At 40.9% G+C, this 22628-nt stretch carries 22 protein-coding genes and 2 tRNA genes; 8 read left to right on the top strand and 16 right to left on the bottom strand.

Features of this window, described 5'->3' with window-relative positions; translation table 11 throughout:
- Positions 1–34 precede the first annotated feature (34 nt).
- The 3 genes from AS219_RS01615 to AS219_RS01605 all read right to left on the bottom strand — a co-directional run bounded on the left by AS219_RS01615 (position 35) and on the right by AS219_RS01605 (position 3487).
- A complete protein-coding gene (locus AS219_RS01615; protein ID WP_067979215.1) occupies positions 35–817 on the bottom strand; it encodes a lysophospholipid acyltransferase family protein in 783 nt (260 codons plus the stop codon).
- A 116-nt stretch (positions 818–933) separates the two neighbouring features.
- Positions 934–2037, bottom strand: coding sequence for a peptide chain release factor 1 (gene prfA / locus AS219_RS01610; protein WP_067979213.1), 1104 nt, complete (start codon positions 2035–2037; stop codon positions 934–936).
- A 190-nt stretch (positions 2038–2227) separates the two neighbouring features.
- The gene (locus AS219_RS01605; protein ID WP_067979210.1) at positions 2228–3487 is read right to left on the bottom strand and encodes a CNNM domain-containing protein; all 1260 of its coding nucleotides are present in this window, start codon (positions 3485–3487) and stop codon (positions 2228–2230) included.
- A gap of 206 nt (positions 3488–3693) precedes the next feature.
- On the opposite strand from AS219_RS01605, the gene yidC reads away from it, so the two are divergent.
- Both yidC and ribH read left to right on the top strand, forming a co-directional pair.
- Positions 3694–5451: a membrane protein insertase YidC gene (yidC, locus tag AS219_RS01600; RefSeq protein WP_067979207.1), complete on the top strand. Its 1758-nt coding sequence runs from the start codon at positions 3694–3696 to the stop codon at positions 5449–5451.
- Positions 5452–5644: 193 nt separating this feature from the next.
- On the top strand, positions 5645–6094 hold the full coding sequence (gene ribH, locus AS219_RS01595) for a 6,7-dimethyl-8-ribityllumazine synthase (protein WP_067979204.1): 450 nt from the start codon (positions 5645–5647) through the stop codon (positions 6092–6094).
- 169 nt (positions 6095–6263) lie between these two features.
- Here the strand turns inward: ribH and AS219_RS01590 are convergent, their stop codons facing one another.
- From AS219_RS01590 to AS219_RS01570, 5 genes are read right to left on the bottom strand one after another with little or no spacing between them, the layout of a single operon-like run.
- The gene (locus tag AS219_RS01590) at positions 6264–6551 is read right to left on the bottom strand and encodes a frataxin domain-containing protein (protein ID WP_231861818.1); all 288 of its coding nucleotides are present in this window, start codon (positions 6549–6551) and stop codon (positions 6264–6266) included.
- A complete protein-coding gene (locus AS219_RS01585; RefSeq protein WP_067979199.1) occupies positions 6541–7035 on the bottom strand; it encodes an ATPase in 495 nt (164 codons plus the stop codon). Before AS219_RS01585 ends, AS219_RS01590 begins: the two co-directional genes overlap by 11 nt.
- Positions 7026–7556, bottom strand: coding sequence for a hypothetical protein (locus tag AS219_RS01580; RefSeq protein WP_067979196.1), 531 nt, complete (start codon positions 7554–7556; stop codon positions 7026–7028). The genes AS219_RS01585 and AS219_RS01580 overlap by 10 nt, the downstream gene beginning before the upstream one ends.
- Positions 7557–7784, bottom strand: coding sequence for a F0F1 ATP synthase subunit C (locus AS219_RS01575; RefSeq protein ID WP_011451790.1), 228 nt, complete (start codon positions 7782–7784; stop codon positions 7557–7559).
- A gap of 22 nt (positions 7785–7806) precedes the next feature.
- Complete coding sequence (locus tag AS219_RS01570; protein WP_067979193.1) at positions 7807–8538, bottom strand: F0F1 ATP synthase subunit A; 732 nt, start codon at positions 8536–8538, stop codon at positions 7807–7809.
- 109 nt (positions 8539–8647) lie between these two features.
- On the opposite strand from AS219_RS01570, the gene AS219_RS01565 reads away from it, so the two are divergent.
- Positions 8648–9487 (top strand): YihY/virulence factor BrkB family protein, encoded by an 840-nt coding sequence (locus tag AS219_RS01565; RefSeq protein WP_067979191.1) that lies wholly within the window; start codon positions 8648–8650, stop codon positions 9485–9487.
- Between the two features lie 198 nt (positions 9488–9685).
- On the opposite strand, the gene hemB is transcribed toward AS219_RS01565, so the two are convergent.
- Positions 9686–10651, bottom strand: coding sequence for a porphobilinogen synthase (gene hemB, locus AS219_RS01560; RefSeq protein WP_067979188.1), 966 nt, complete (start codon positions 10649–10651; stop codon positions 9686–9688).
- Between the two features lie 212 nt (positions 10652–10863).
- Here hemB and AS219_RS01555 point away from each other — a divergent pair.
- Positions 10864–10939, top strand: a tRNA-Val gene (locus AS219_RS01555).
- Positions 10940–11001: 62 nt separating this feature from the next.
- On the opposite strand, the gene def is transcribed toward AS219_RS01555, so the two are convergent.
- The gene (def, locus tag AS219_RS01550) at positions 11002–11559 is read right to left on the bottom strand and encodes a peptide deformylase (RefSeq protein WP_067979185.1); all 558 of its coding nucleotides are present in this window, start codon (positions 11557–11559) and stop codon (positions 11002–11004) included.
- A 443-nt stretch (positions 11560–12002) separates the two neighbouring features.
- Between def and AS219_RS01540 the strand changes: the two genes are divergently transcribed.
- Positions 12003–12075 (top strand) — tRNA-Glu (locus AS219_RS01540).
- Positions 12076–12241: 166 nt separating this feature from the next.
- On the opposite strand, the gene AS219_RS01535 is transcribed toward AS219_RS01540, so the two are convergent.
- The gene (locus tag AS219_RS01535) at positions 12242–12688 is read right to left on the bottom strand and encodes a PAS domain-containing protein (RefSeq protein ID WP_067979178.1); all 447 of its coding nucleotides are present in this window, start codon (positions 12686–12688) and stop codon (positions 12242–12244) included.
- Between the two features lie 116 nt (positions 12689–12804).
- Here AS219_RS01535 and dprA point away from each other — a divergent pair, with 116 nt between their 5' ends.
- A complete protein-coding gene (gene dprA / locus AS219_RS01530; RefSeq protein WP_067979175.1) occupies positions 12805–13941 on the top strand; it encodes a DNA-processing protein DprA in 1137 nt (378 codons plus the stop codon).
- A gap of 464 nt (positions 13942–14405) precedes the next feature.
- Positions 14406–15341, top strand: coding sequence for a complex I NDUFA9 subunit family protein (locus AS219_RS01525; protein WP_067980445.1), 936 nt, complete (start codon positions 14406–14408; stop codon positions 15339–15341).
- Positions 15342–15727: 386 nt separating this feature from the next.
- Here the strand turns inward: AS219_RS01525 and hemC are convergent, their stop codons facing one another.
- The 4 genes from hemC to AS219_RS01505 form a co-directional block, all read right to left on the bottom strand.
- A complete protein-coding gene (hemC, locus tag AS219_RS01520; RefSeq protein WP_067979172.1) occupies positions 15728–16588 on the bottom strand; it encodes a hydroxymethylbilane synthase in 861 nt (286 codons plus the stop codon).
- Between the two features lie 13 nt (positions 16589–16601).
- Positions 16602–17735, bottom strand: a complete 1134-nt coding sequence (locus tag AS219_RS01515) for an FAD-dependent monooxygenase (protein ID WP_067979168.1) — start codon at positions 17733–17735, stop codon at positions 16602–16604.
- Positions 17732–17941: an NADH dehydrogenase ubiquinone Fe-S protein 4 gene (locus AS219_RS01510; protein WP_369814141.1), complete on the bottom strand. Its 210-nt coding sequence runs from the start codon at positions 17939–17941 to the stop codon at positions 17732–17734. The genes AS219_RS01515 and AS219_RS01510 overlap by 4 nt, the downstream gene beginning before the upstream one ends.
- Before the next feature lie 434 nt (positions 17942–18375).
- Complete coding sequence (locus AS219_RS01505) at positions 18376–19386, bottom strand: quinone oxidoreductase family protein (protein ID WP_067979161.1); 1011 nt, start codon at positions 19384–19386, stop codon at positions 18376–18378.
- A 271-nt stretch (positions 19387–19657) separates the two neighbouring features.
- Between AS219_RS01505 and AS219_RS01500 the strand changes: the two genes are divergently transcribed.
- Positions 19658–20458, top strand: coding sequence for a hypothetical protein (locus AS219_RS01500; RefSeq protein ID WP_067979158.1), 801 nt, complete (start codon positions 19658–19660; stop codon positions 20456–20458).
- A 109-nt stretch (positions 20459–20567) separates the two neighbouring features.
- Here the strand turns inward: AS219_RS01500 and sdhA are convergent, their stop codons facing one another.
- Positions 20568–22361, bottom strand: a complete 1794-nt coding sequence (sdhA, locus tag AS219_RS01495; protein ID WP_067979155.1) for a succinate dehydrogenase flavoprotein subunit — start codon at positions 22359–22361, stop codon at positions 20568–20570.
- Positions 22362–22628 lie beyond the last annotated feature (267 nt).

Genomic DNA, 22628 nt, shown 5'->3' with positions numbered 1-22628 from the left:
GAAATAACCAAATATGCAACTGGAACCTTTTCACTTAATTCTTTTGCAGTCCTCGAAGGTGTTTGTTCTCACTTTTCAAAAGGCGTTTTGTATTGCCTTCTATTGTATCTCGTAGCATCTGCAGAAACTCATCGTCCCTCAGGCCTGGCATAATTGGAGGCAATATTTGGACCACAGCCTTGCCATTTCGTTTATTACTGAAATAGCCAACTGGCCAAATTTGGCCAACATTTAACGCAATCGGCAACACAGGAAGATTTAGATGTTTATACAGGGCTAGTATACCTCTTTTATATTCCACTTCCTCACCAACTTTAGTTCTTCCTCCTTCCGGGTACAGAATTATCGTCCTATTTTTAGAAAGCACTTTGGCCTGCCTGAGCATTTTTCTCAGTACATCTAAACCATTTGACTTGCCTGAATAGGAAACTGTAATCATCTTTGTCGCAATCATGTACAGCCCAAAGATTGGAATAAAGATGAGACTTCTTTTCAGTACGAAGGCAGGCTTCTGAAAAAGATCAGCCAATAAAACCACATCCAAAGGAGAATGGTGTTTAGATGCAACTATGAACTGTTTGTGTAGTTGCATATTCTCGCTGCCCCTTATCTCGAACTCGACATTGAAAAAAAATCTCAGGAGAACAAAAATTCCTTTGATCCAGACCCTACGGACTTCTATTATATCTTCTGGAGGCAAAAAAAGCGCAGGTAGCATGACCACACCATATAAAGCAGTCCACAGAACAATAGAAACATTAAACAGAAAATTCGCGATCACGTATGCCGCTGCAGTAAAGAAACCTTTATTTCCCATTATTCTTCCTCATTTTTCGAGAACATAACGAACAACAAAAAAGATCCACCCGAACGGCTGTTCAAAAACTACATTCACTGGAACAAGTCCCATTGCAAGACAGATTTTAAGAACACTCAAGACTTATCTTCGTTGAAACCTGCCTCAACGCCAGCTAACATGCGAGCTTCATTTTCCCTCATAAGCGCATCGATGATTGGCTCCAGTTCGCCTTCCTTTACCGTTTCATTAATCCTGTAAGTAGTCAAATTGATCCTGTGATCAGTTATCCTACCCTGTGGGAAATTGTACGTCCTGGTTTTTTCAGACCGTTCACCCGACCCAATCTGTGACTTTCTCATCGATGAAATCTCTCGTTGAACTTTATTACGCTCTATTTCATACAATCTTATTTTGAGCACCTTCATTGCCTTAGCGCGGTTCTTGTGTTGGGACTTCTCATCTTGTTGTATCACTACTATACCAGTTGGAATATGCGTAATACGAACTGCACTGTCAGTTGTATTAACAGACTGTCCTCCAGGACCACTAGAACGATACACATCGATCCGTAAATCCTTATCGTTGATTTTTATATCCACATCTTCAGGTTCTGGCAGCACGGCAACAGTTGCTGTTGAAGTATGTATACGTCCAGCACTTTCCGTTTCTGGAACGCGCTGAACCCTGTGCACACCAGACTCGAACTTTAATTTTGCAAAGACATCAGACCCACTAATGCTAGCGTTCGCTTCTTTGTATCCACCTATCTCGTTATGCGAAATACTAATGATCTCGAACCGCCACTTCATACGCTCCGCATATTTCTGGTACATATGGAAGAGACTCGCCGCAAAAAGCGCGGCTTCATCACCGCCGGTACCGGCCCTTACTTCCAGCATCACATTCAAAGCGTCATCTTTATCCTTTGGAAGCAGCATCCTTCTTATTTCCAACTCGAGCTTTGGAATAATATCTTGAATTGCTTGCAGATCGGACTTCGCTATTTCGCGTATCTCCTGATCCTCTAGTGGATTTTTTACCAACAGTTCTAGATAAGCCTGTTCTTCCTTTAACTTTTTATATCTAGCAATTAATTCAACTTTCGGCTTAAGCTCTGCATACTCCTTAGAAAGCTTTGAAAAATCCTGGGAAGCTATATTTTCCGGATAGCGTAACCTATCTGCAAGGTACGTGTATCTGTTTAGAATCTCTTCCAGAACTCCACAAAGATTATCCATAAATCTCCTTAAGATTTGCTAGCCCTACAAAGTTATAACACTCTAAACTAAATCCTTTCATTGGCAGTTTTAAAGTTATAACACGCACAAAATTTATTTTCACACACCATCAAGACAACAGAATGGATACATCGATACTATAAAACTTTTCTTTCACACTTGCGTGCGAACGTTCATCACTCATGCTTTCTCAAACGTCTTTTACTCTTCTAACTTTTACAGAAATGAGTTTGTTATTCCTCGTTTTGAGAATTTCAAGCGTGCAACCGAACATTTCAAACACCTCACCCTCATTCGGAATGCGTTCTATCTCATCAATTATCATTCCCGCAAACGTGCGGTTGTGGTCTGTTGGAAAATTGAAACCCATCTTTTTATTAAGATCCCTTATTGGGATCCTTCCGTTTATTATATATCCGCCATCTCCACTGTCTTTTATATCTTTATAATTATGGGTATAAATCGCCTCGCCAATGATCTCCTCAATAATATCAAAGAAAGTCACTATTCCTATTGCGTTGCCATATTCATCAATGACAATCGAAAAATCTGCTTTGTCCACCTTAAAATTGTGCAATTGAACACTCACAAGGGTTGTTTCAGGAATGAAAGAAGGGTCAGTCAGATAGTCTTCTATCTTAATTTCCCGATCATTTGCACAAGCAATCCTGAGTTGGGCGGCATTAAGAACCTTGACAAAATTATCATCTCTTTCCTCCCATAAAGGTATCCACCTATATGTCGTTCCAAGCACCAAGTGGATGAGCTCATCTTTCGGAAGATTTACGTTCAAAGAGTAGACATCTCTACGGTGCGTCATAATTTTATCAACATGCAGTTCTGTAAGATCCAGCATGTTATTAATGACCTCCAAATTTTTTTGCGTATTCTGCTGCACATACGATTTTTTATGCAACATTATCAAACCACGAATGGCATCATACGGAGAAAAAACCTTAGTTGAGTCACTCGATGGAGCACACCACTTCACTAAAACACCTACTACTAAGTTCACGTACTTAACAAGTGATCCAAAGAGCTTAACCAGAATGACCATGAACGGGGCAAGATACATGCCAAGTGCTTCAGGGTGGTTAATTGCATAAGTCTTTGGAAATATCTCACCAAGAATCACTATTATTATGCTCATGACAAAAGTGGAAACTAATACACCAATGCTCCCAAAGAAATTGATCACGAGAAAAGCTGATATAGATGAGGCTAGTATGTTTACGACATTGTTACATAACAATATCGTACTGATGACACGTTCTCTATCGTTGTGTAGATCAATCAATAGCGCAACTCTTCTGTCGTTTTTACCCCTGAGTTGAATCAACTTAGCTGGGTTCACCACTGTTATAGCGGTCTCACCACCCGAAAATACACAGGACAAAAGAAGAGATAAGAAAAGCAGTGCAGCAAGCAACGCAAGCAATAAACCAGACATCAAGAACTAACACCGCGCATAGAACAGTTCAAAGAGCAAGAGTGAAGAAAGAAAGCATGGATACGCTCATACAAACAAAAATCCCAATTTGAATACGCATACCAACGGAAGTCTCATAGAAGCAGCTACGGACACAAGCAGGCTTATTTTCTCCAGTCTACCCTCTCAGGGACAGTCTTATTTATATATAGCGAGAAAGTTTCTAGATGTCGAGTGTTTTTGTGTTATCATCACTACTTGAACATCATTCATCAACATCCTTAATGCAGCAAACATACAATGTTTTCATAGCAACTCTATTGTCGTTTCTCGTAATCATCGGATGGAACCTCGTATTCTATAATCCCGCACAAAGGGAAAGTTCGCATGAAGTCCAAGAAAGAGAAAATGTTAAGGTGTATGAGTCTTTAGAAAGCACCTTGAGTGCAGAACGAATCAAAATTAGCAGTAATAAGCTCGAGGGAAGTATCCAATTAACTGGTCTTGCTCTCGATGATCTAATCCTCAAAGATTATAAATCTGATGACTTAGAAAATCAGTATCGACTCCTTTATCCAAACAAAACAAAAGGTACATATTTCGTTAATCCAGGCTGGACAATACCGGGTGATTCTGGCCTTAAGACTCCATCTGCCAAAACAAAATGGAAGGCTGATTCTGAAATTTTGACTCCAAACAATCCGGTCACTTTCTCTTGGGACAACGGGTCCGGTCTGCTTTTTAAAGTAGTCGTGAGTCTCGACGATAACTATATGTTTACATTCAAGCAAATCGTTGAGAACAAATCACAAAATGATCTCAGTGTTGGCTCACATTTCACAATTACCAAGAGGCTTCCTGAAACAAATAAGAGCATGCTTATAATGCACGAAGGACCTGTGGGAGTAATAAAAGATCGACTAATAGAACTCAAGTACTCAAAAATAGCGAAAAAGAACAAGAGTATAGCACTCGATGAGGAAACCCAGAACCGACGCGGATGGTTTGGTTTTTCAGATAAGTATTGGTTTGTATCTCAGATTTTCGAAAATTCATCGGATGGAAAAGTCTACGTCAGCCACGTCGAAGACAAAAGTGACGACGTCTTCCGCATTACGAATTTTGACACACAAAAAATAGTGCGTGGCGGTGGTTCTATTGCGAAGGAAACTATGCTCTTCGCTGGGCCAAAAAAGCTATCCCTATTGGAAAAGTATGCACAAAACATGAGAATTTACCTCTTTGATAGAGCTGTAGACTTTGGTGTTTTGTATTTTATAACAAAACCCATTTCAAAATTGCTACAGATTTTTTATCAACTCGTTGGGAATTTCGGTGTTGCAATCATACTGTTAACCTTGTTCATTAGAGTGCTAATGTTGCCGCTATCAATTAAGTCCGGCATCTCGATGTTTAAAATCAAGGAGTTACAACCTGAAATCTTGAAGATTAAATCAATATATCAAAATGATAAGGACGCCCTAAACAGAGCAAGTGTCGAGCTGTTTAGAAAGCACAGAGTCACACCGATGTCCGGCTGTTTACCAACTCTGTTGCAAGTTCCAGTGTTTTTTGCCCTCTACAAGGTAATCTTTATAACTATAGAAATGCGACAAGCACCGTTTTTTCTATGGATTACTGATCTCTCGCTGCCAGATCCTACAAACCTATTTACTCTATTTGGCTTGATTAATTGGAACTGTCCGGATCTTCTCTCAATAGGAATACTACCTATAATACTTGGATTGACTATGGTCATTCAACAGAAGCTCAGCCCTTCGCACTATGAGGACGGCACACAGGCTTTTATGATTAAGGCTATGCCCTATGTTTTTATGATATTATTCGCAAGCTTTCCTTCAGGTTTAGTGCTTTATTGGGTGTTCAACAATATTCTCTCGCTAATACAGCAGTTTATGATAGGTAGATATCTAATTACTAAAAAGTTGAATGCTGTAGCGGAAACCCAAGAGAGCCTTCCTTGAGGCAATTTTAACATTAGGGAAACGATCCCATAATACACATGTGGTTCTTATCACCTCTTGTGTCAGGAAATCACTTTTCTCATGGCATTTCTAATGTTTGGCCTTGGGCTCCGTACCAAAGTCTACTTCGCTTTCGTTTGTGGCTGATCAATGCTAGAATCGCGTGATCTCTTGATTTATCACTAACTATACAATGCAAAAAAAGATCTTAATAATTTGCAGCAAGGTCAACCCTGACATCTGCAAGGTGTTGTGTCAAACAGCGGTAAAACACCTTAAACAGAAAGAAATAGCTTATAAATCTGTTTACGTACCAGGCGCATTCGAGTTGCCCACTGCACTTAATATTTTGCATTCTAAAGATTTTGCTGGTTACGTCCTCTTAGGATGCATCGTTAAATCTGCTACCCCACATTTCGATTATGTTTCATCCACGGTCTGTCACGGGATTATGGATGTCGCCATCAAGAATAACCTTGCCATAGGCTTTGGCGTTATAACGGCAAATAACATGGAGCAAGCAAATGAGCGATCTGTTTCTTATGGAACTGCCGCTGTAAATGCCTGCATGGCAATGATTAAGTTGAAAGAAAGAAGCTCAACACTGTTGGAGGAAGATTTCTTCGAAGATACAGATCTATAAGTACTTTTTTCCTTTTCAGGAACTAGATTTGTTCTCTCACTACGTTTGCTGGGATCACTTGCTAAAAATTCAGGGTGCACTGACTTGCAACGGAACAGCAATCGTAGAGACTTCATTCACCTTATACGTGTACGGGGGTTTTGTATCTATCATAGAGATATCAGAACCGCTAAAGTTGAAGAAGTCTCTCAATCCAGCTAACTATCTCTTCGCCACTTCTATTGACAAAGCATCCGCTGTCTAAATAAAAACGTTCAGCACCTATAGCTAAGCCGGATACCCATATCTCACCAAGATCCGCTTTTTCAATAATCAGCAACGCACCCTGACGAAGAAACAACTCAACTACTCCCTCGTTACAATCATATTCATCGCAGAGAGGAGACTGCCCGGCAAGTTCCACTATTCTATCGAAGACAAGTGCGGAAAGCTTTGAAAAAGAAATCTCATTGTTCATTGCAAGGAGGAATATCCATGGAAAGCTTCTCAACCATGTGTAACACCAATGCTTCATGCTCCGCTTTCTCAAGCGATTTTCCGCCAAAGCCCGCCAAACATTGGAATACCCCATCCAATACTGAGAGCTTCACCTTCATCATGAGATCTCGGTTATCTCTTTCAATACGAGCACGCACCCTATCAACTGCAACTGACAAGTCCTCTTCTGCTTTGCATTTACCCTCTTCATATACCTTTGCAGCACGTGCTTTCGCATCGGCGATAATTCGCTCTACTTCATTATTAAGACATGAATTACGCTTCATCGCGGTCGCAAGCAAATCTTTGGTTCTCAAAAGGTCTTCTTCGACCGAGGATATCTCATCCTCTATTTTACCCGAATGACACGCAAGGGAGCGCATAAACGCGCCAACAACAGGTTTAGCAAGGACACCAAACGCAGTAAAAAACGCGAAACCTATAACTACACTTTCTACCGACATCCCCTTAATCTCTCATAAAGACAGGCAAAATCCTCTAGCGCTTTTTTACGCACAGATCCCACATGAACACCAGCAGAACCAACTACGAACGGAGCATAGATTACCACGTAATAGTCTTCCACTAGCTTTACAAACAACTCTTCAAGCTCAAGCAACTTCTGAGCAAAAAAGGCGTCAATTAGGGCCTCATTCTCCTTTCTTAACTCACTGTTTAAAACAGCTAAGCGTTCGGCAACACCACTTCTTAACTCTTCAACAGAGATAACTGCATCACGAAGGATATTTTCAGCAGCAAAGCGGGCATCCGAGAGAGCAGCATTCCACACGGTCTCTAAACGCTCTAGGTCCTCTTTCATTCTAGCTATCAACTTGCGATTCTCTTTCAATACAGAAGCTCGCACATTTAGCAAGGCATTAAACCTAGGAACGAAGACGAACCTGACAAAGCAGTATAAAAACAGAAAGGAAATAGAAAACCAAAATACCTGCCCAAAATAGGTAGATATATCAAACTGAGGCATCTACGCAACAAAAATCAGTAGCAATGCTAAAACGAATGAGAAAAGCCCCATTGCTTCCGTCAAAGCAGCACCTGCATAGACGTATTTCTTCAATTTTTCTTCGGACTCAGGGTTTCTAGCGATACCATTAAGCATCATGGAGAATATATTACTCACGCCAATAGCAGCTCCCAACATACCAACGACAGAGAGACCAATTCCCAAAAATTTCAGACCTTCTAACTCCATATACCGTTACAAAATAACCACGTTAGTGTTTCACCAGTGAGTCATTCAAATAGACACAGGTCAACATGACAAAAATATAAGCCTGCAACATGGCTATGAACACCTCAAACACTATTAGTACCACCACAAACAAAAAAGATAAAGGGCTTATCAATACAGAGACCGGATATACAAATCCAGCAATGACCTTAAGTATTGTGTGACCAGCAATCATATTCGCAGTCAGTCGGATGGCAAGACTAATTGGCCTAAAGAGATAGGTACACACCTCAAGAAATATCATCAGCGGAGCTATCCAATTAGGAGTTCCATCAGGAAGAAACATGGAAAAGAAACCCATGCCTTGCTTTTTTAATCCAACGAGGGTCACAAAAACGAAGACGACCATTGCAAGTGCAAGTGTCACAACTATGTGACTTGTCACTGTGAAGCTCATAGGAAGCGGTAACATTCCAACAAGGTTTGCAAACAGGACATACAAGAACACTGATAGAATCAAAGGGAAATAGTCCGAACCGGCCTTTCCACAACTACCCTTAATGATTCCCAACACAAAACTACACACTACTTCAACAAAGGACTGCATTGGTCCTGGTATCACCTTACCTCTGAAAACACCGGCAAAAAGGAAGAGAGAGGCAAATACAACTGTAAGTATCATGTATAATGAGGAGTTGGTGAAACTGACATCCCAACCGAAAAATTCTGGGAGTCGAATTAATGGAAAAACCTCAAATTGTTTTAAAGGACTCATATAACGAGGCAGCTCTTACAATCGGATATTCTTTCACAATTATAGAAATGTCAAATAATATGGCTAGTATTGATACTTGTCGCTTGTGCAATTACAAAGCTCGTAAAAAATGAAGCGAATTCTCGCGGTATTAAAAATCTCATTGTACAACATGCTGTATCATGGCGGCTCGGAGTATGCTGGATACCTATCGTTCTTACTACTTCTGTCGATCTTTCCATTTTTATTTTTCTTCACTGCTGTAGCAGGTCAAATAGCAAACATAATAGGAGCTTCTTCGTATGAAATAACGAGAAAACTGCTGTCGTTTTTCATAGAGAACGTGCCAGAAAACATCATCGAAGGTATAATGCCGTATATCAAGGAGATCCTTGAGGGTCCTACACATGGTCTTCTCACGCTGACCATTCTCGGCGCAGTATGGACAGCCTCGTCTATTGTAGAAGGGCTAAAGGCAGCAGTAAACAAAGCCTATAACTTTGGAACTGAAGCTCTAGTTTCAGAGTACATACTCAGGCGTTTTGTCAGCGTCATACAATTTCTCTTAATTTCCGTTATCATACTTGCTTTTCTTCTTTTTCCGACGATATATCCGCTCTTAACAAAGAATGTATCTTTCCTTCACGCACTGAAGAGACCAAATTGGCTACCATATAGCGCCATCACGACGTGCTGCGTCTTTTGTTTTGTATCGGCTTTGTATATTTTTTTCCCAAAAGAGAAGCAAGGATTTTGCGATGTTATTCCTGGAAGTATAATGGTCGTGTCACTCTGGATTCTTACCTCAATTGCGTTTTCGTTCTACTTACATTCTTTTGCACAGATGAACATAATTTATGGAAGTATTGCAGGAATAATCGTAGTGATGTTGTATTTTTACTTGCTCAATCTGTGTTTCATATATGGAGCAGAGATCAACGCTTTGAATAAACGAATTAGTCAGAAATAGGAAAATCTTTATTCTCAATTGGAGAATTCCTGTCCGTTACATATCGACATAATTTTCTCGCTGATAGTTTGGTTTTACTTACAAAGACCGCACCAATGTGAAGTAAGAGACGACTCAAGAGGAAGGCTCTTACCGATCGTGTCACCTGCTCGATTCACACTTTGATTCCCGAAATAATGAAACAGACCGAAAGAATAGCTACGATACTAGATATTTTGCAACCTCAACAGCAGCATATGTGACTATCCCGGTTGCACCTGCCCTTCTCATTGCAATGAGCGACTCCAACAACACTTCAGGTCCTCCATATTGAACTAGCATTCTGTATTCACCACTAACCTGATATGCAAAAATGGGCACACAAAACCGATCTACTGCCATCCTTATTATGTCAAGGTAGAAATTAGCCGGCTTGATCATCACGATGTCAGCACCCTCATTAACATCGGCTTCTATTTCTCGCATGGCTTCTTTCGCATTCCTATAGTCCATTTGATAAGATCGCTTGTCCAGCACGATATTCGTAGAACCTAATGCGTCTCGGAAAGGTGCGTAGAAATTTGAAGCATATTTAGCAGAGTACGATATAATCGGGACCTCACAAAATTGAGCGAGATCGAGAGCATTTCTGATTGCAAGAATTCTTCCGTCCATCATATCCGACGGAGCAAGCATATCGCTTCCAGCTGCAGCCTGAACTAAGGCTTGCTTTATCAAGAGCTCTAATGTTTCGTCATTAAGAATTTTTCCGTCTCTGTAAAACCCATCGTGGCCATCAATCGTATACGGATCGGCTGCGACATCAGTAATCACAACAAGATCACCTCCAAAATCTCTTTTGAGTTCTCTAACCGCGCGACAGATCAAATTTTCTGGATTATAAGCTTCTTCTGCTTCAGAACTTCTCTTATCCGGATCCCGAGGAAAAAGCATGATACTCCTGACACCAACCGTTATTGCGCTCTCTACTACTTTTTTCAATACATCGATAGAATATGCACACACATTCGGCATCTCATTCACTTGCAACTCAATGTTTGAACCATTTACAACAAACAGTGGCAATATAAGCTGCGAAGGGGAAAGTGCAGTCTCAGCAACTAAGTCTCGGATAATTTTATTTCCACGAGTCCTTCTAAGACGGACAAAAGAATCGGATTGCATCCTCGATACCTTGGATTTACAAGGGGAATATTACCATCATACGAAATTATGCTCAAATTAATTCGCGTATCGTATGACTCAGTAAATACAATACTTCTTATAACTGATTGATTACACAAGTGACTACCACTCGATATCAAACACAATTTTTTAAAGGTAGGATCGCAGCTTCTTTACATCCACTCAAGAAAAAATATACAATGTAGACCGTTGGGTGGTTAGCTCAGTTGGTAGAGCATCTCGTTTACACCGAGGAGGTCAGCGGTTCGAGCCCGTTACTACCCACCATTTTCCCTTCTTCTTTGTTGCTCCTTTGGTTTTGCTATAGCAAGTCCTGGGTGGGATTTCGTCTACGCTGCAGAGTTCCGCTTCTTTATTTTAGCTGCCTTTTTTGTTGCAAGATCACGTTTTAGCTTCGACAGATGCGACACATATAATTTTCCATTCAGGTGATCCACCTCATGTTGTATGCAGCGCGCCAGCCAGCCATTTGCCTTAAGTAGGCACTCTTGTCCGTTGTAGTCCAGATATTTAACTACTATTGTATCCGGGCGCATTACCTCATAATCCTGTTCTGGAAGCGAAAGACACCCTTCATCAGCAAAAACTAAGTTTTGTGAGAACTCTATGATTTCGGGGTTAACAAAATAGTGTGGACCTCCTGAGCTTTCATATCCTACATGATTAAGAGGACTTGAATTCCATTCTTTATCTCGTGGAACATCCACAACAATCATTCTCTCAAGTACACCCACTTGAACTGCAGCTAATCCCATACCACCATAGTGGTACATCGTCTCTAGCATATCACGGAGGAACTCTCTTTTTTCATCTGACACACCAATTACGGTTTCTGAAACTTCATGCAATATCGGGTCAGGTTCTATGACCAACTTAAGTAACGCCATTTGCAAAAAGAGTAAAAACAACAAGCCTTAGATCTAGCAGAGCAAACGCTCTTTCACAAGCTATCCTTTTATATATGCTTTTAATAGTATTACAATTCCCTAAAAAGAAGAAAGGCAATGTTATGAAACAAGTATATAAGCACACTAATACGACTTCTGAAAAAAACTCCAATAGTACGCAAAAACAACCAAGAAAAAGCTCAATAACCGCCACTCTTTCCTCTCATAATGAACAGTGCGTTTGAGATACCCTTTCAGAGATGCAGATTTCAAGAATATCACAGATAAACATCATACACATTAGACGTCATCTCCTAACTTTCATACGTTGACAAACCAGAGTAATAAAAGGAAGCGTTATCTAATAACAGGTACCCCTCTGCTAATGCCGTTGACAATAAAAATTCGCTAGCTTAAGCTCTAGCATGTGTCTTTCATTTTCAGGCTCCTTCGTCTAGCGGTCTAGGACATCACCCTTTCACGGTGGAAACACGGGTTCGATTCCCGTAGGAGTCATTTGCGTGTCTTTGATTGAGATGGATGTTTTCCTACCCACGGAACCCATCGCGGCGCAAGTCTGTTGCTTCGTACACCCGGAACTATCACTGAGAGTATTTTAAATAGGTGGTCTTGATAGCTATTACGTGACCTTTTAACAAAAGAATGGTACTCCCCTCATTACCTAGTATACTTTACAGTTTATTGCACAAATCACGGAAATCACGTCGTTTCCATCTTCACTTAAAGGGAGAACACACTGCCTAAACCTGACTTCTTCCTGATTACCATTAACGACTTCGCCAGAATCCGTAAGAGGTTCCTTAGTCTGAAAGACTTCGTCTATGTACTCCTGGAAAGTATCCGTGCTCGGAGAGACAAACTGGATAAACGTTTCGTAAAAGATACCACTCTCTTCAAACTGTTTCACTTTGAATCCAACATAACTGGGGGTGTATTTAATTCTTCCATCTTCCTGGTTTGCGTCGACAATCACACAATAAGGCATTATGTGAGCTATCTCATCAACATCTATATCAGCTTTCTTTGGAACCTTATTTCCACCTTGGATACCTTTCCAATACTCGCACAGCTGACCCATTATACGCCTTTCTACAAAATTCTGCTCCATATTCAATATTACCCCCAGGTAGATATTAGTTTTAGCCTATAGCAATTAAAAAGAGCCTAACTACCAACATTACATCCACGGTTTACATCACAGGCGCGATGTAATAGAAATATCTTATGATAATTAAGAATTTATCTAAAAGTGAACTGCTGTTCTGGCTACAGTTGTCCAGGACAGTTGGGGAAGTGACTTTTCACTCATTAATTAGCCTATATGGAACAGCGGAAAACGCTCTAGGACATCTTGCCGCTATTAAAACAGGTACGAAAAAGATAAGATCTTTCTCTAAGGCCGATGCACTCAAAGAACTTGAGCTAACCGAAAAATTTAACGCCAGTATTCTTTCCTCCTGCGAAAAAAAATACAGTAAGAACCTAAGACTCATCAGAGATCCGCCCCCAGTACTTACAGTAAAAGGAAATATAGAACTACTTAACACTCCTTCCATAGCAATAGTAGGCTCAAGGAATGCCACAATTAATAGCTGCAACTTTGCTTACTCACTTGCGCGTGAACTAGCAGAAGAAGGATATACAATCATTTCAGGCTTGGCTGTAGGAGTAGACACAGCAGCGTTGAAAATCACTGATAGCACACTACCAACCATCGCCATAATAGGAACTGGTATAGATCAGTATTATCCTGCCGAAAATCAAAGGTTACAAGACAAAATAATCGAAAGAGGTGGCTTGGTGGCTACGGAAGTTCCTTTCGGTAAGAGAGGACAATCTGCTCATTTTGCACGTAGGAACAGAATAATTTCGGGTCTTTCCGAGTGCGTTATCATCATCGAAGCCTCAGAGAACTCTGGCTCTTTACTTACTGCCCAGTACGCATTGGCACAAGGCAAGTATCTTTTTGCCTCACCTGGAGCACCATACGACAAAAGATTCTCGGGAAGTAACAGACTCCTAAAACAGGGTGCCATGCTGATCGAAAATGCCCTAGATGTGATACAGAGCCTTAACAAAAAAAAACGTAACGATTTTGCTTATAAGACCCTTTTGGATGTCGAAGACAAAGAGTTTATACCCTTCTCCATACTTAATTATGACTCTGACCAAATAAACCATATCAAAGCTCAGATCCTCAAAAAAATTGATAGTACATCTATCCCGATAAATCAGTTAGCACATGAGCTTAACATCCCGGAAAAGACTCTCCTGTTGGCAATAGTCGAACTTGAAATAGAGGGAAAAATAACAAGAACAATAGGAAATGAAGTTTCCTTACTTTGTAATCAGTTTATTTAACTTACTTGGTAAGTAAAATGACTCCCAATAGACTCTTTATAATCACACGTATTAAGAAAGTGTCCCTGTGACATATTAAGAAAGTGTCCCTGTGACTTAGCACAGTGCATATTTGTAGAAAAGCTGATCCCAAAGTGAAATCTCAGAAATATATGACTTCTTTTTTACTATCAAAGTACGTACTCCCAATCAGAATGCAGCGTAGAATCGATTAAATTAACAAAGGGAAAACACCAAAATTAGAGATAAAGACATGTATTGCTTTTCCTCTTATCCTGTGAAAAACTAGCCTTGGCCTGGGCCATGCGTAGAAGATATCAAAACTTTGAGCTACAGAAGAACTTGAAGGAGGCTAAAACGTCCATACTCGGCGTAGTTTGGATGGATGCTGTCTCCACCTGCACAAACGGGTCTCAAGTTTCTAGATATCAAAAACGGTGGTTTGGGTCTTGGTTGGTTTGGTTATGAAAAAGATCACTGTTTTTGGTGGCAGTGGATTTATCGGTTCCTATGTAGTAAGAGAACTGGTAAAGTCCGGCTACCAGGTTACCGTTGTTTCCGGCTCATTCTCGTGCGAGAAAAAACTGAAGCTCTCTGGAAATCTAGGCCAGATCTCAGTGGTGTATGGTGATATAAGGTGTACCGCTGATATCATTAGAGGCATCGGAAATTCTGAGATCGTGATAAACATGGTTGGTATTCTAAGAGAAACACCAAGCGCTTCTTTTGACACAATCAATCATGTAGCATGCGCACGGGTTGCACAAATAGCTGCGGAACGTGGCGTACGGCGTTTTATTCATTTTTCTGCACTACTAGGTTGTAAGGGTGCAACCAAGTATGGTAGAAGCAAGATCAATGGGGAAGAAGCGGTAAGGTCAGCTTTCCCAGAAAGCATAATAATTAGACCAGGAGTTGTTTTCGGAGAGGAGGACAACTTCATAAATCTTTTCGTTAAACTGAGCAAAAAATTACGCATTTTGTTTCTGCCTGCCTGCAAAACTGCATCAATACAACCAGTCTATGTTGGCGACCTGGCTCTCCTTGTCACCAAAATATTGCAGGACGAAACATTGGAAGGTGCAACCTACCGAGTAGTCGGAGCAAAAAGATATACACTAAATGAGATTTGCTCGCTCGTTAGCAGACTTCTTGGCATAACTGTGATATGTGTACCAATTCCTTATTGGATGGCACTCTGCGAAGCTGCAGTTCTTGAATGCTTTTTACTAAAACCTATAAATAAGTTTATCTCAGGTAGAACCGCACCGATTATAACACGCGAGCAAGTTAAGATGCTGAAGTACGGCAGTGTCTCAGATGAAAACGCTTTACAGGAGTTTGATGTTCCTGTAACTAGCCTTGAAGAGAAACTTTGCTCCTACATCAAAACAATTTAAATGCTTCTCTTTCAAAAATTGAGCTTATTACCTTCTCGCTCTGAAATACATGTAGCTTGTTCGATAAGTTCCCATTTACAAGAGTAAAGCTTTTATTGAGTTTAAAAAATTGCTTCGCTATTTAGAGGATTGCAAAATGAATATCGGTTATTGACTGCACTCTCACAAAACAACCAGAAACGTTCCAAAAATTACAAAATCTGATAATTTTTCAGCAAAACTCGCACGCAAAGTAGTATAAAAAATCTATTCCATGCACTAACACTTGGCATCACTTGACGAATAGGAATAGCTCTGACAAACACATTCTCCCGGAAAATCACTCAGAACAATAAGAATGACAACGCTCGCAAAGATGAGTTCTCAAAAAATACGAAGATAATATTTTACATGCGCAAAAGCGCGAGAGCAGCGCTTCTACCAATTTGTCTCGCATGCAAACAGGATCCAGAAGTCCTAAAATAACGTGGAATTCTATCTCTACCAAGCATCCCTGTGAAATGTAAAGTATTGGTTTTCACTACAGCGAGTGCACCTAAAGCAGTTTTGCAATCACCATTTATCTCTTCGAGAAAAGCCCGCTCAGCTGCGGTACAAATCATAGTTTCTCTATCAGAAATTTTCAGAATCAATTCTCTAAGGAAACGATCTTTTTTCCTAAACTCAACACAAAGCGCACCCTGAGCTACACCTGGTATCATAATACTTGGATCTATAACCTCTGAAATCATGGTATGCAGACCGAGTCTTTCCAAACCACAGAAGGCAAGGATTATTCCGTCTAAGTTTTTAGCTTTTTCTATTCTGGTAGCAATATTACCCCTCAAAGGAACAACTCGAAATCTTTGATTTAGCTGTATCACCCTACGTGGAGCACAAGTTCCAATCACTGCACCATTCGGCAGAGACAACATATTCGGGTATCGGAAAGAGACAAAAACGTCGTTAGGAATAGCCCTCTTTAGCACAGGAAGAACTTCAAGATCACCGTGATAAAACGCGGGTACATCTTTCATCGAATGGACTGCTATGTCTATTTCCCCTGTGAGAAGTCTTTCTTCCAGCTCCTTAAGAAAAAGAGCTTTACCACCCACCTCAGTTAAAGGAACGTCACTGACTATATCGCCAGAGGTTCTCACTCCAATCAAATCGATTTTCGCACAATAGGGCGCAAGCGCTCTCTCGACAAGACGTGCCTGAGCCAGTGCCAATGGCGAACAACGCGTCCCAACCCTTAGAGACAACATATTCCCTCGATTACTACAGACCTTTTCCGGCAGCACGCTCCATGAAAAAACGTTTCAACCGAGTACTCGATTCTATTACATCCAATACGAAGCTTCTAGCAGCACGTAACGAAGGCGAAGCACAAGAAAAAGATTTAACAAGAAAATGAGTGAAAGCAACCATAGCAAGAGCACTGCGTTTTCTCCTTTTCAAATATGCGTCAGCCAACTCATCGAAATTGTCTAACCCATACTTATTCAACACGTCATGGAGATCTTTTAGATCATATATAGCCAAATTAAATCCTTGACCGGCCACTGGGTGTATCCCGTGTGCTGAATCGCCTATTAGCATAACTGGCCCCTTACGTGGATTCATACAAAAGTTTAACACAATAGGATAAACCATCCGCGGCGTGAGAATTTTCTCGAACTCAATATCTGAGATTTTTTGCACCTCCGCAAGAAATTCCTTCTCATCAATTTTTGCAAGTGTATCACCAAAAGGAAACTTAACCGTCCAGATAAGAGAAAATTCAGTACCTTTACGCAACGGCAACAACGCAAACGGACCACCTTCTAAGAACAGCTCCACCGCAACATTGGAGTGCTCTCTACCAGTGCTTCGCAAATTGCATATTATACAACTCTGTCTGTAGCTCGACCGTATCATCTTGAAGCCCAGTAGTCCTGCGGTATTAGAGTATCTACCTTCTGCAACAAGCATGTACCTTCCTTCGATCACTTTATCTGGGAAATCCACACGCACCCTATCATGGGAATGACATACATTTTTATATGCACAACCGTAATTAATATCGATTCCTTTATATAAAACATCCTGGAGCACTAGATTTGGTACTACATAACTCATTGAGAAATCCAGAGCAGCATTGTCACCCTCAAAATGCAGAAAGGAGCCACTTTTCTCCTGGAAAGTGTATATATCGTTTATAGGTACAGCGAATGACTCCATCATCTGCCATAGACCAAGCGTCTCAAAGAAACGCACGGACTCACAACTAATAGCGCTAGTTCTAAAGTCGACACAGGCTTCGCTGCTTTTATCGAAGATATAATAAGATAAACCAAGATTCTTCAATAAATGCGCCGCCAAAACTCCGGATAGACCTGCACCAGAAATTATAAAATCGTAAAATTTAGTCATTGAAAATTATCCGCGTATGACTTTGGTCTTATTTTCACCTGCTGCGGCATAATAACAGTATAGTCAATACCATTTCTTTTAGCATAAGCCTCTGCCATTTCTTGACTGCTAAACTTAAGCACCAGCTGGGTGGTTGTATCACGACTACCTATCCAACCCATTAATGGCTCTACATATTTCGGTTCATCAGAATAAAACTTGAGCACCCACTTTTGATCACTATACCCAGACTGAGTAACAGCCCTGGTGGGTTTGTATATTACGGCTCGTTTGTTTGTAATAGACAAAATTTCAGACTACAGTAAAAGCAACACCCATTTTATACTATAAAAGCAAAGAGAACTCCAACCTGTATGTTCGAATGTGGACAGTGGAATAAAATGAAATAGCAGACACCCACCCATTTGAACTTGTGCTAACGCAATAGGACAAACAGAGTTTACAAGTTGTACGTCCTTCTACGAATACCACACAAATAGAGCAGCACTTGTATACCTACGACATTAGCGTCCAACCGGAACAACAGTGGTGGGACATGTAATATGAAAGCTCCTTTTTAAGACAGCACAGGAAAGGCCCTAAAACAACTTTTTCTAGATTGAGTGAGTCCACGCGTGAGCTAGAATAAAAACCACACCACTTAAAAGATAACGACAGATGCACCACTTACGTTACCAGCTTCAATCTGCCTGTGTGCCTCTGGTATCTCATCCAAGCCTCTGCACCGAAGAGCAATATTAGGTACTACTTTTTTGATTCGCATGTAATGAAAAACCTCAGCAACTGCAAGCACCGAATCCACATGATTGCGTGCATAATGAAACAAAGAAGGATGCGTAAAAAATAAAGAACGCGCACGAAAAGCCTTCCAAGATATAGGAGGAATCTCACCAGATCTCTGTTCATAGAGCACATATATGCCAAATCGTGCAAGAGAGTTCAAGGAGAGCAGATAGGTATCCTTCCCAATGCAGTCATAGACGGCATTTACACCATATCCACGGGTAAATTTATGTACTTTCTCCCTAAGAACTTCTGGATCCTCACAATAGTTCAGTAACAACTCACAGCGTATATCTTTAAGTAGTTCTAATTTTCTCATCGAACCAACGGTACCAATTATCCTGCACCCAGGAGCCCGCGCCTTAATCCATTGGCACAACATATCTCCCATATCTGTGTCTACAGCGTGAACCATCACTGTAAAATCATTCATCACAAGATAGGCCCTACACGTAAGATAGAAGGATACCATCCCACTGTATAAGCATGCCGCCACGTCAATATCAGAAAGAAAATCTGGAATTTTATGGAGATATTTCAGCTTTATTACACGTTCTTCAGAGTAAGCACCATATGGTATCGTGGCGTAGCAGACTCTATCCCCAGGCTGGACATCCACAACCGCACCCTCACCCAACTCCTTTATCACACCAACTCCCTGACATCCTACAATCGCCGGCAACTTCCGTCTGCTAGTATTCTCATGCAGATTGTAAAAGCCACTTCTTTGTTCGATATCTATGTAGTTTATTCCAATAGCTGTGTGTCTAATAAGAGCTTCATCACTTCTGGGTACCCTAAAATTGATGTCCACCGATTTAAAAACCTCTGGACCACCTGTCTTCTCTATAAGAAGCGCTTTTGTCATAGAATCATCTAGATTTTTGAGGAGATTCTACATCAGCATACTTTAATAAACTACTAGCAAATAAGTATGCACCACACCTAAAGTATGCACCACACGAACAAAGACTACTTTTAGCAACTAACTTATTCCTCATATAGCAACCTAAACTTCTCAAATTGTATCAAAGCATTAAACGCAATCTCAGACTGGATTAGACAAGTTGCCTTGACAAGACATGGACTAATAACAATATTGTATAGAATTCGAGTCTTTAGTCCCCTACCGTTCCCACATGTACAAGGCTCAAAAAAAGGTTCTACTATCTGGGTACCAAAAGTCTCGTGCGTGGCTTCTTACCGGCCCCAGCTTAGACGACATCTTTGGGATCGCGGTTAAATATGCAAAGTGGATCCTTAAATCTGACAAAGCGATTGGGGATTTAATGATCATTCAAGAAAAATCCATCAAAGTTGCTCACATACAGAGAATAAATGAATTTCTGAATCTAACCAGTAATTTCTCTAATCAGAAGATTATCATCATCAGTCATTTTGAGATAATGACAGCCGGTGCAACAAATGCCCTATTGAAAGTACTAGAGGAAGGAAGACAGACAGCAACACTCATGCTTATAACCGGACACTTACAGCAGATTGCAACCACAGTTCGCTCGCGTTGCTTTCACATCTATTTTCCTCCCTTGAAAGAAAATATGGAAATAGACAAATTAATTGCACAGTATAGAAATCTCTTAGAGAAATCTATGGAAGAAGAAACAAAAGGTTCTTTTCCAAACAACTGCATACTAAGTCAGGGTCCAACAAAACAATTCCAGATAGCAGAAAAATTTCCTGAAGCGTCATTAAAGAAACTACTGTGTTTTACATTCAACCGGATCATTAAATTTCATCATGGAGTTCTGGAAGAAGAAAGCTTCTTTGGTGAAAAAATTCTATTAGAGAAATTAGGACAATCGGCTATTTTCTGGCATAACAGATGGTTACAAATGAGCAAAGTCCTCTCAACACCTGAGGAGCTTTACGTAGAGAAAAAATACCTACTAAGAATCGCTTTAACTACAAAAGAGCTTTAGCTTCTTCCCTATTAAATTAGCAAATAGCAAACATACGAAACGACATTCGGGAGAGGCACCCAACCCAACAAAACTACCCATAAAACCCCGCATGTGAGCAGAAAACAGCCTAATAGATCCTCTTTTCAGGAGGAAATGACCTTATTTCATCAGTCATTGGCTGTAGACGTACTGGCCTGTAAGCAAACTTTGCCTCGTTACTGTCCGGTAAGAACCAAAACAACGTGTGACAGAGCCAGTTCTCATCATCTCTTTCGGGATAATCTTCCCTAGCATGACTACCTCTACTTTCTTTCCTATTTGCAGCCGATTCTATTGTCGCAACGGCCTGACACACCATATTATCGAGCTCAAGTGTTTCGACTAGATCAGTATTCCAGATAAGTGAACGGTCAGTCACACTGATCTCATCCATTTCATGGAGGAGCTCCTGCATTTTTCTACACCCTTCATCTAGGACCTCCTGAGTTCTAAAAACAGCAGCATGCTCCTGCATGATCAACTGCATTTTTTTTCTTAACATGGCCGTAGGAAGCCCCCCGTCTGCATAACGAAACCTATCAAAGCGCGCTAGAACACGCTCTGTTAACTCCCCATCGATAGGAGAGTGCTTTGCACCAGCCTTTATGATCTCTCTAGCCCTAATAGCAGCTGTTCTACCAAAAACAATGAGGTCCAACAAAGAATTGGAGCCAAGTCTATTCGCGCCATGCACTGAAATACAAGCAGCTTCACCTATGGCCATCAAGCCCGGAACAACTTTCTCTACATTCTCAGCATCCATAGTAAGGACCTCTCCACGATAATTTGTTGGGATCCCGCCCATGTTATAGTGAACAGTTGGAAGTACCGGAATAGGTTCTTTCGTTACATCCACGTTAGCAAAGATACGTGCAGTTTCACTTATACCAGGAAGCCGCTGTTCTATAACCTCGGAACCCAAGTGTGAAACTTGAAGGTAGATATGATCTTTCTTTGGACCCACACCCTTACCAGCACGGATTTCCATAGCGATTGCACGACTCACAACATCTCTGGATGCAAGATCTTTCGCAGAAGGAGCATACTTAGACATAAATCTTTCCCCTTCTGAATTTATCAGATAGCCCCCTTCACCACGAACCGCCTCACTTATCAAACAACCAGCCCCATAAATACCAGTTGGATGAAATTGCACAAATTCCATATCCTGGAGCGGCAGGCCTGCCCTCAGAACAAATGCATTACCATCACCAGTACAGGTATGTGCACCTGTGGCCGAAAAGTAAATACGACCATAGCCACCAGTTGCTATCACTACGATGTGCGCCCTGAACCTGTGTAATGAGCCATCTTTTAGGTCCCAGGCAATAACTCCCTTACAACCCTCATCATCCATGAGTAAATCAAGGACTATATATTCCACAAAAAATTCCGTATTCAGCTTTATAGACTGTTGATAGAGAGCGTGTAGTATCGCGTGGCCCGTTTTATCCTCAGCAGCACATGTCCGGATAGCACGACCCTTCCCATAATGGGTCGTCATACCACCAAATGGACGTTGATAAATTTTACCTTCGGATGTCCGTGAAAATGGCACACCAAAATTCTCTAATTCTATTACTGCACTGGAAGCATTTTTACACATGTATTCAATTGCGTCCTGGTCACCAAGCCAATCGGAACCCTTGACAGTATCATAGGCATGCCATCTCCAATCGTCTTCACTGACATTCCCTAATGCAGCACTGATTCCTCCTTGAGCTGCTACAGTGTGACTTCTAGTTGGAAAAACCTTGGAAAGACACGCAACCTGCAAACCTTGACCTGCCATACCTAAAGTGGCTCTCAGTCCAGAACCACCGGCTCCTACAACAACAACATCATATTCATGTTCAACAATTGGATAACTATGGAGAGTCATAAACCACGTGCGAAAGACACAACGATCAAGCTCAAATTGTAGTCCAGGCGACCGAGGAAATCCATTACCTCATTTACAAATAGTGTCTGCACATATTAACTGAATAACGCTATCAATACCTGAAACAAAGCACGGTATAAGGAGATTAGTTAACTTACAATATTCATTGATCCACAAGTCATCAACAAAAGAGCGTGATTATAGGATTCAAATATCACTCGCGAAGTGGCTTCTGTTTAAAGATCAGCAAAATTTGATTATGAAGAT

This window comes from Neorickettsia sp. 179522, from assembly GCF_001593535.1.
GTDB classification, from domain to species: Bacteria; Pseudomonadota; Alphaproteobacteria; order Rickettsiales; family Anaplasmataceae; genus Neorickettsia; species Neorickettsia findlayensis.
The sequence above is the reverse complement of the archived record's forward strand: the minus strand, read 5'-3'. Positions and strand labels throughout refer to the sequence as shown.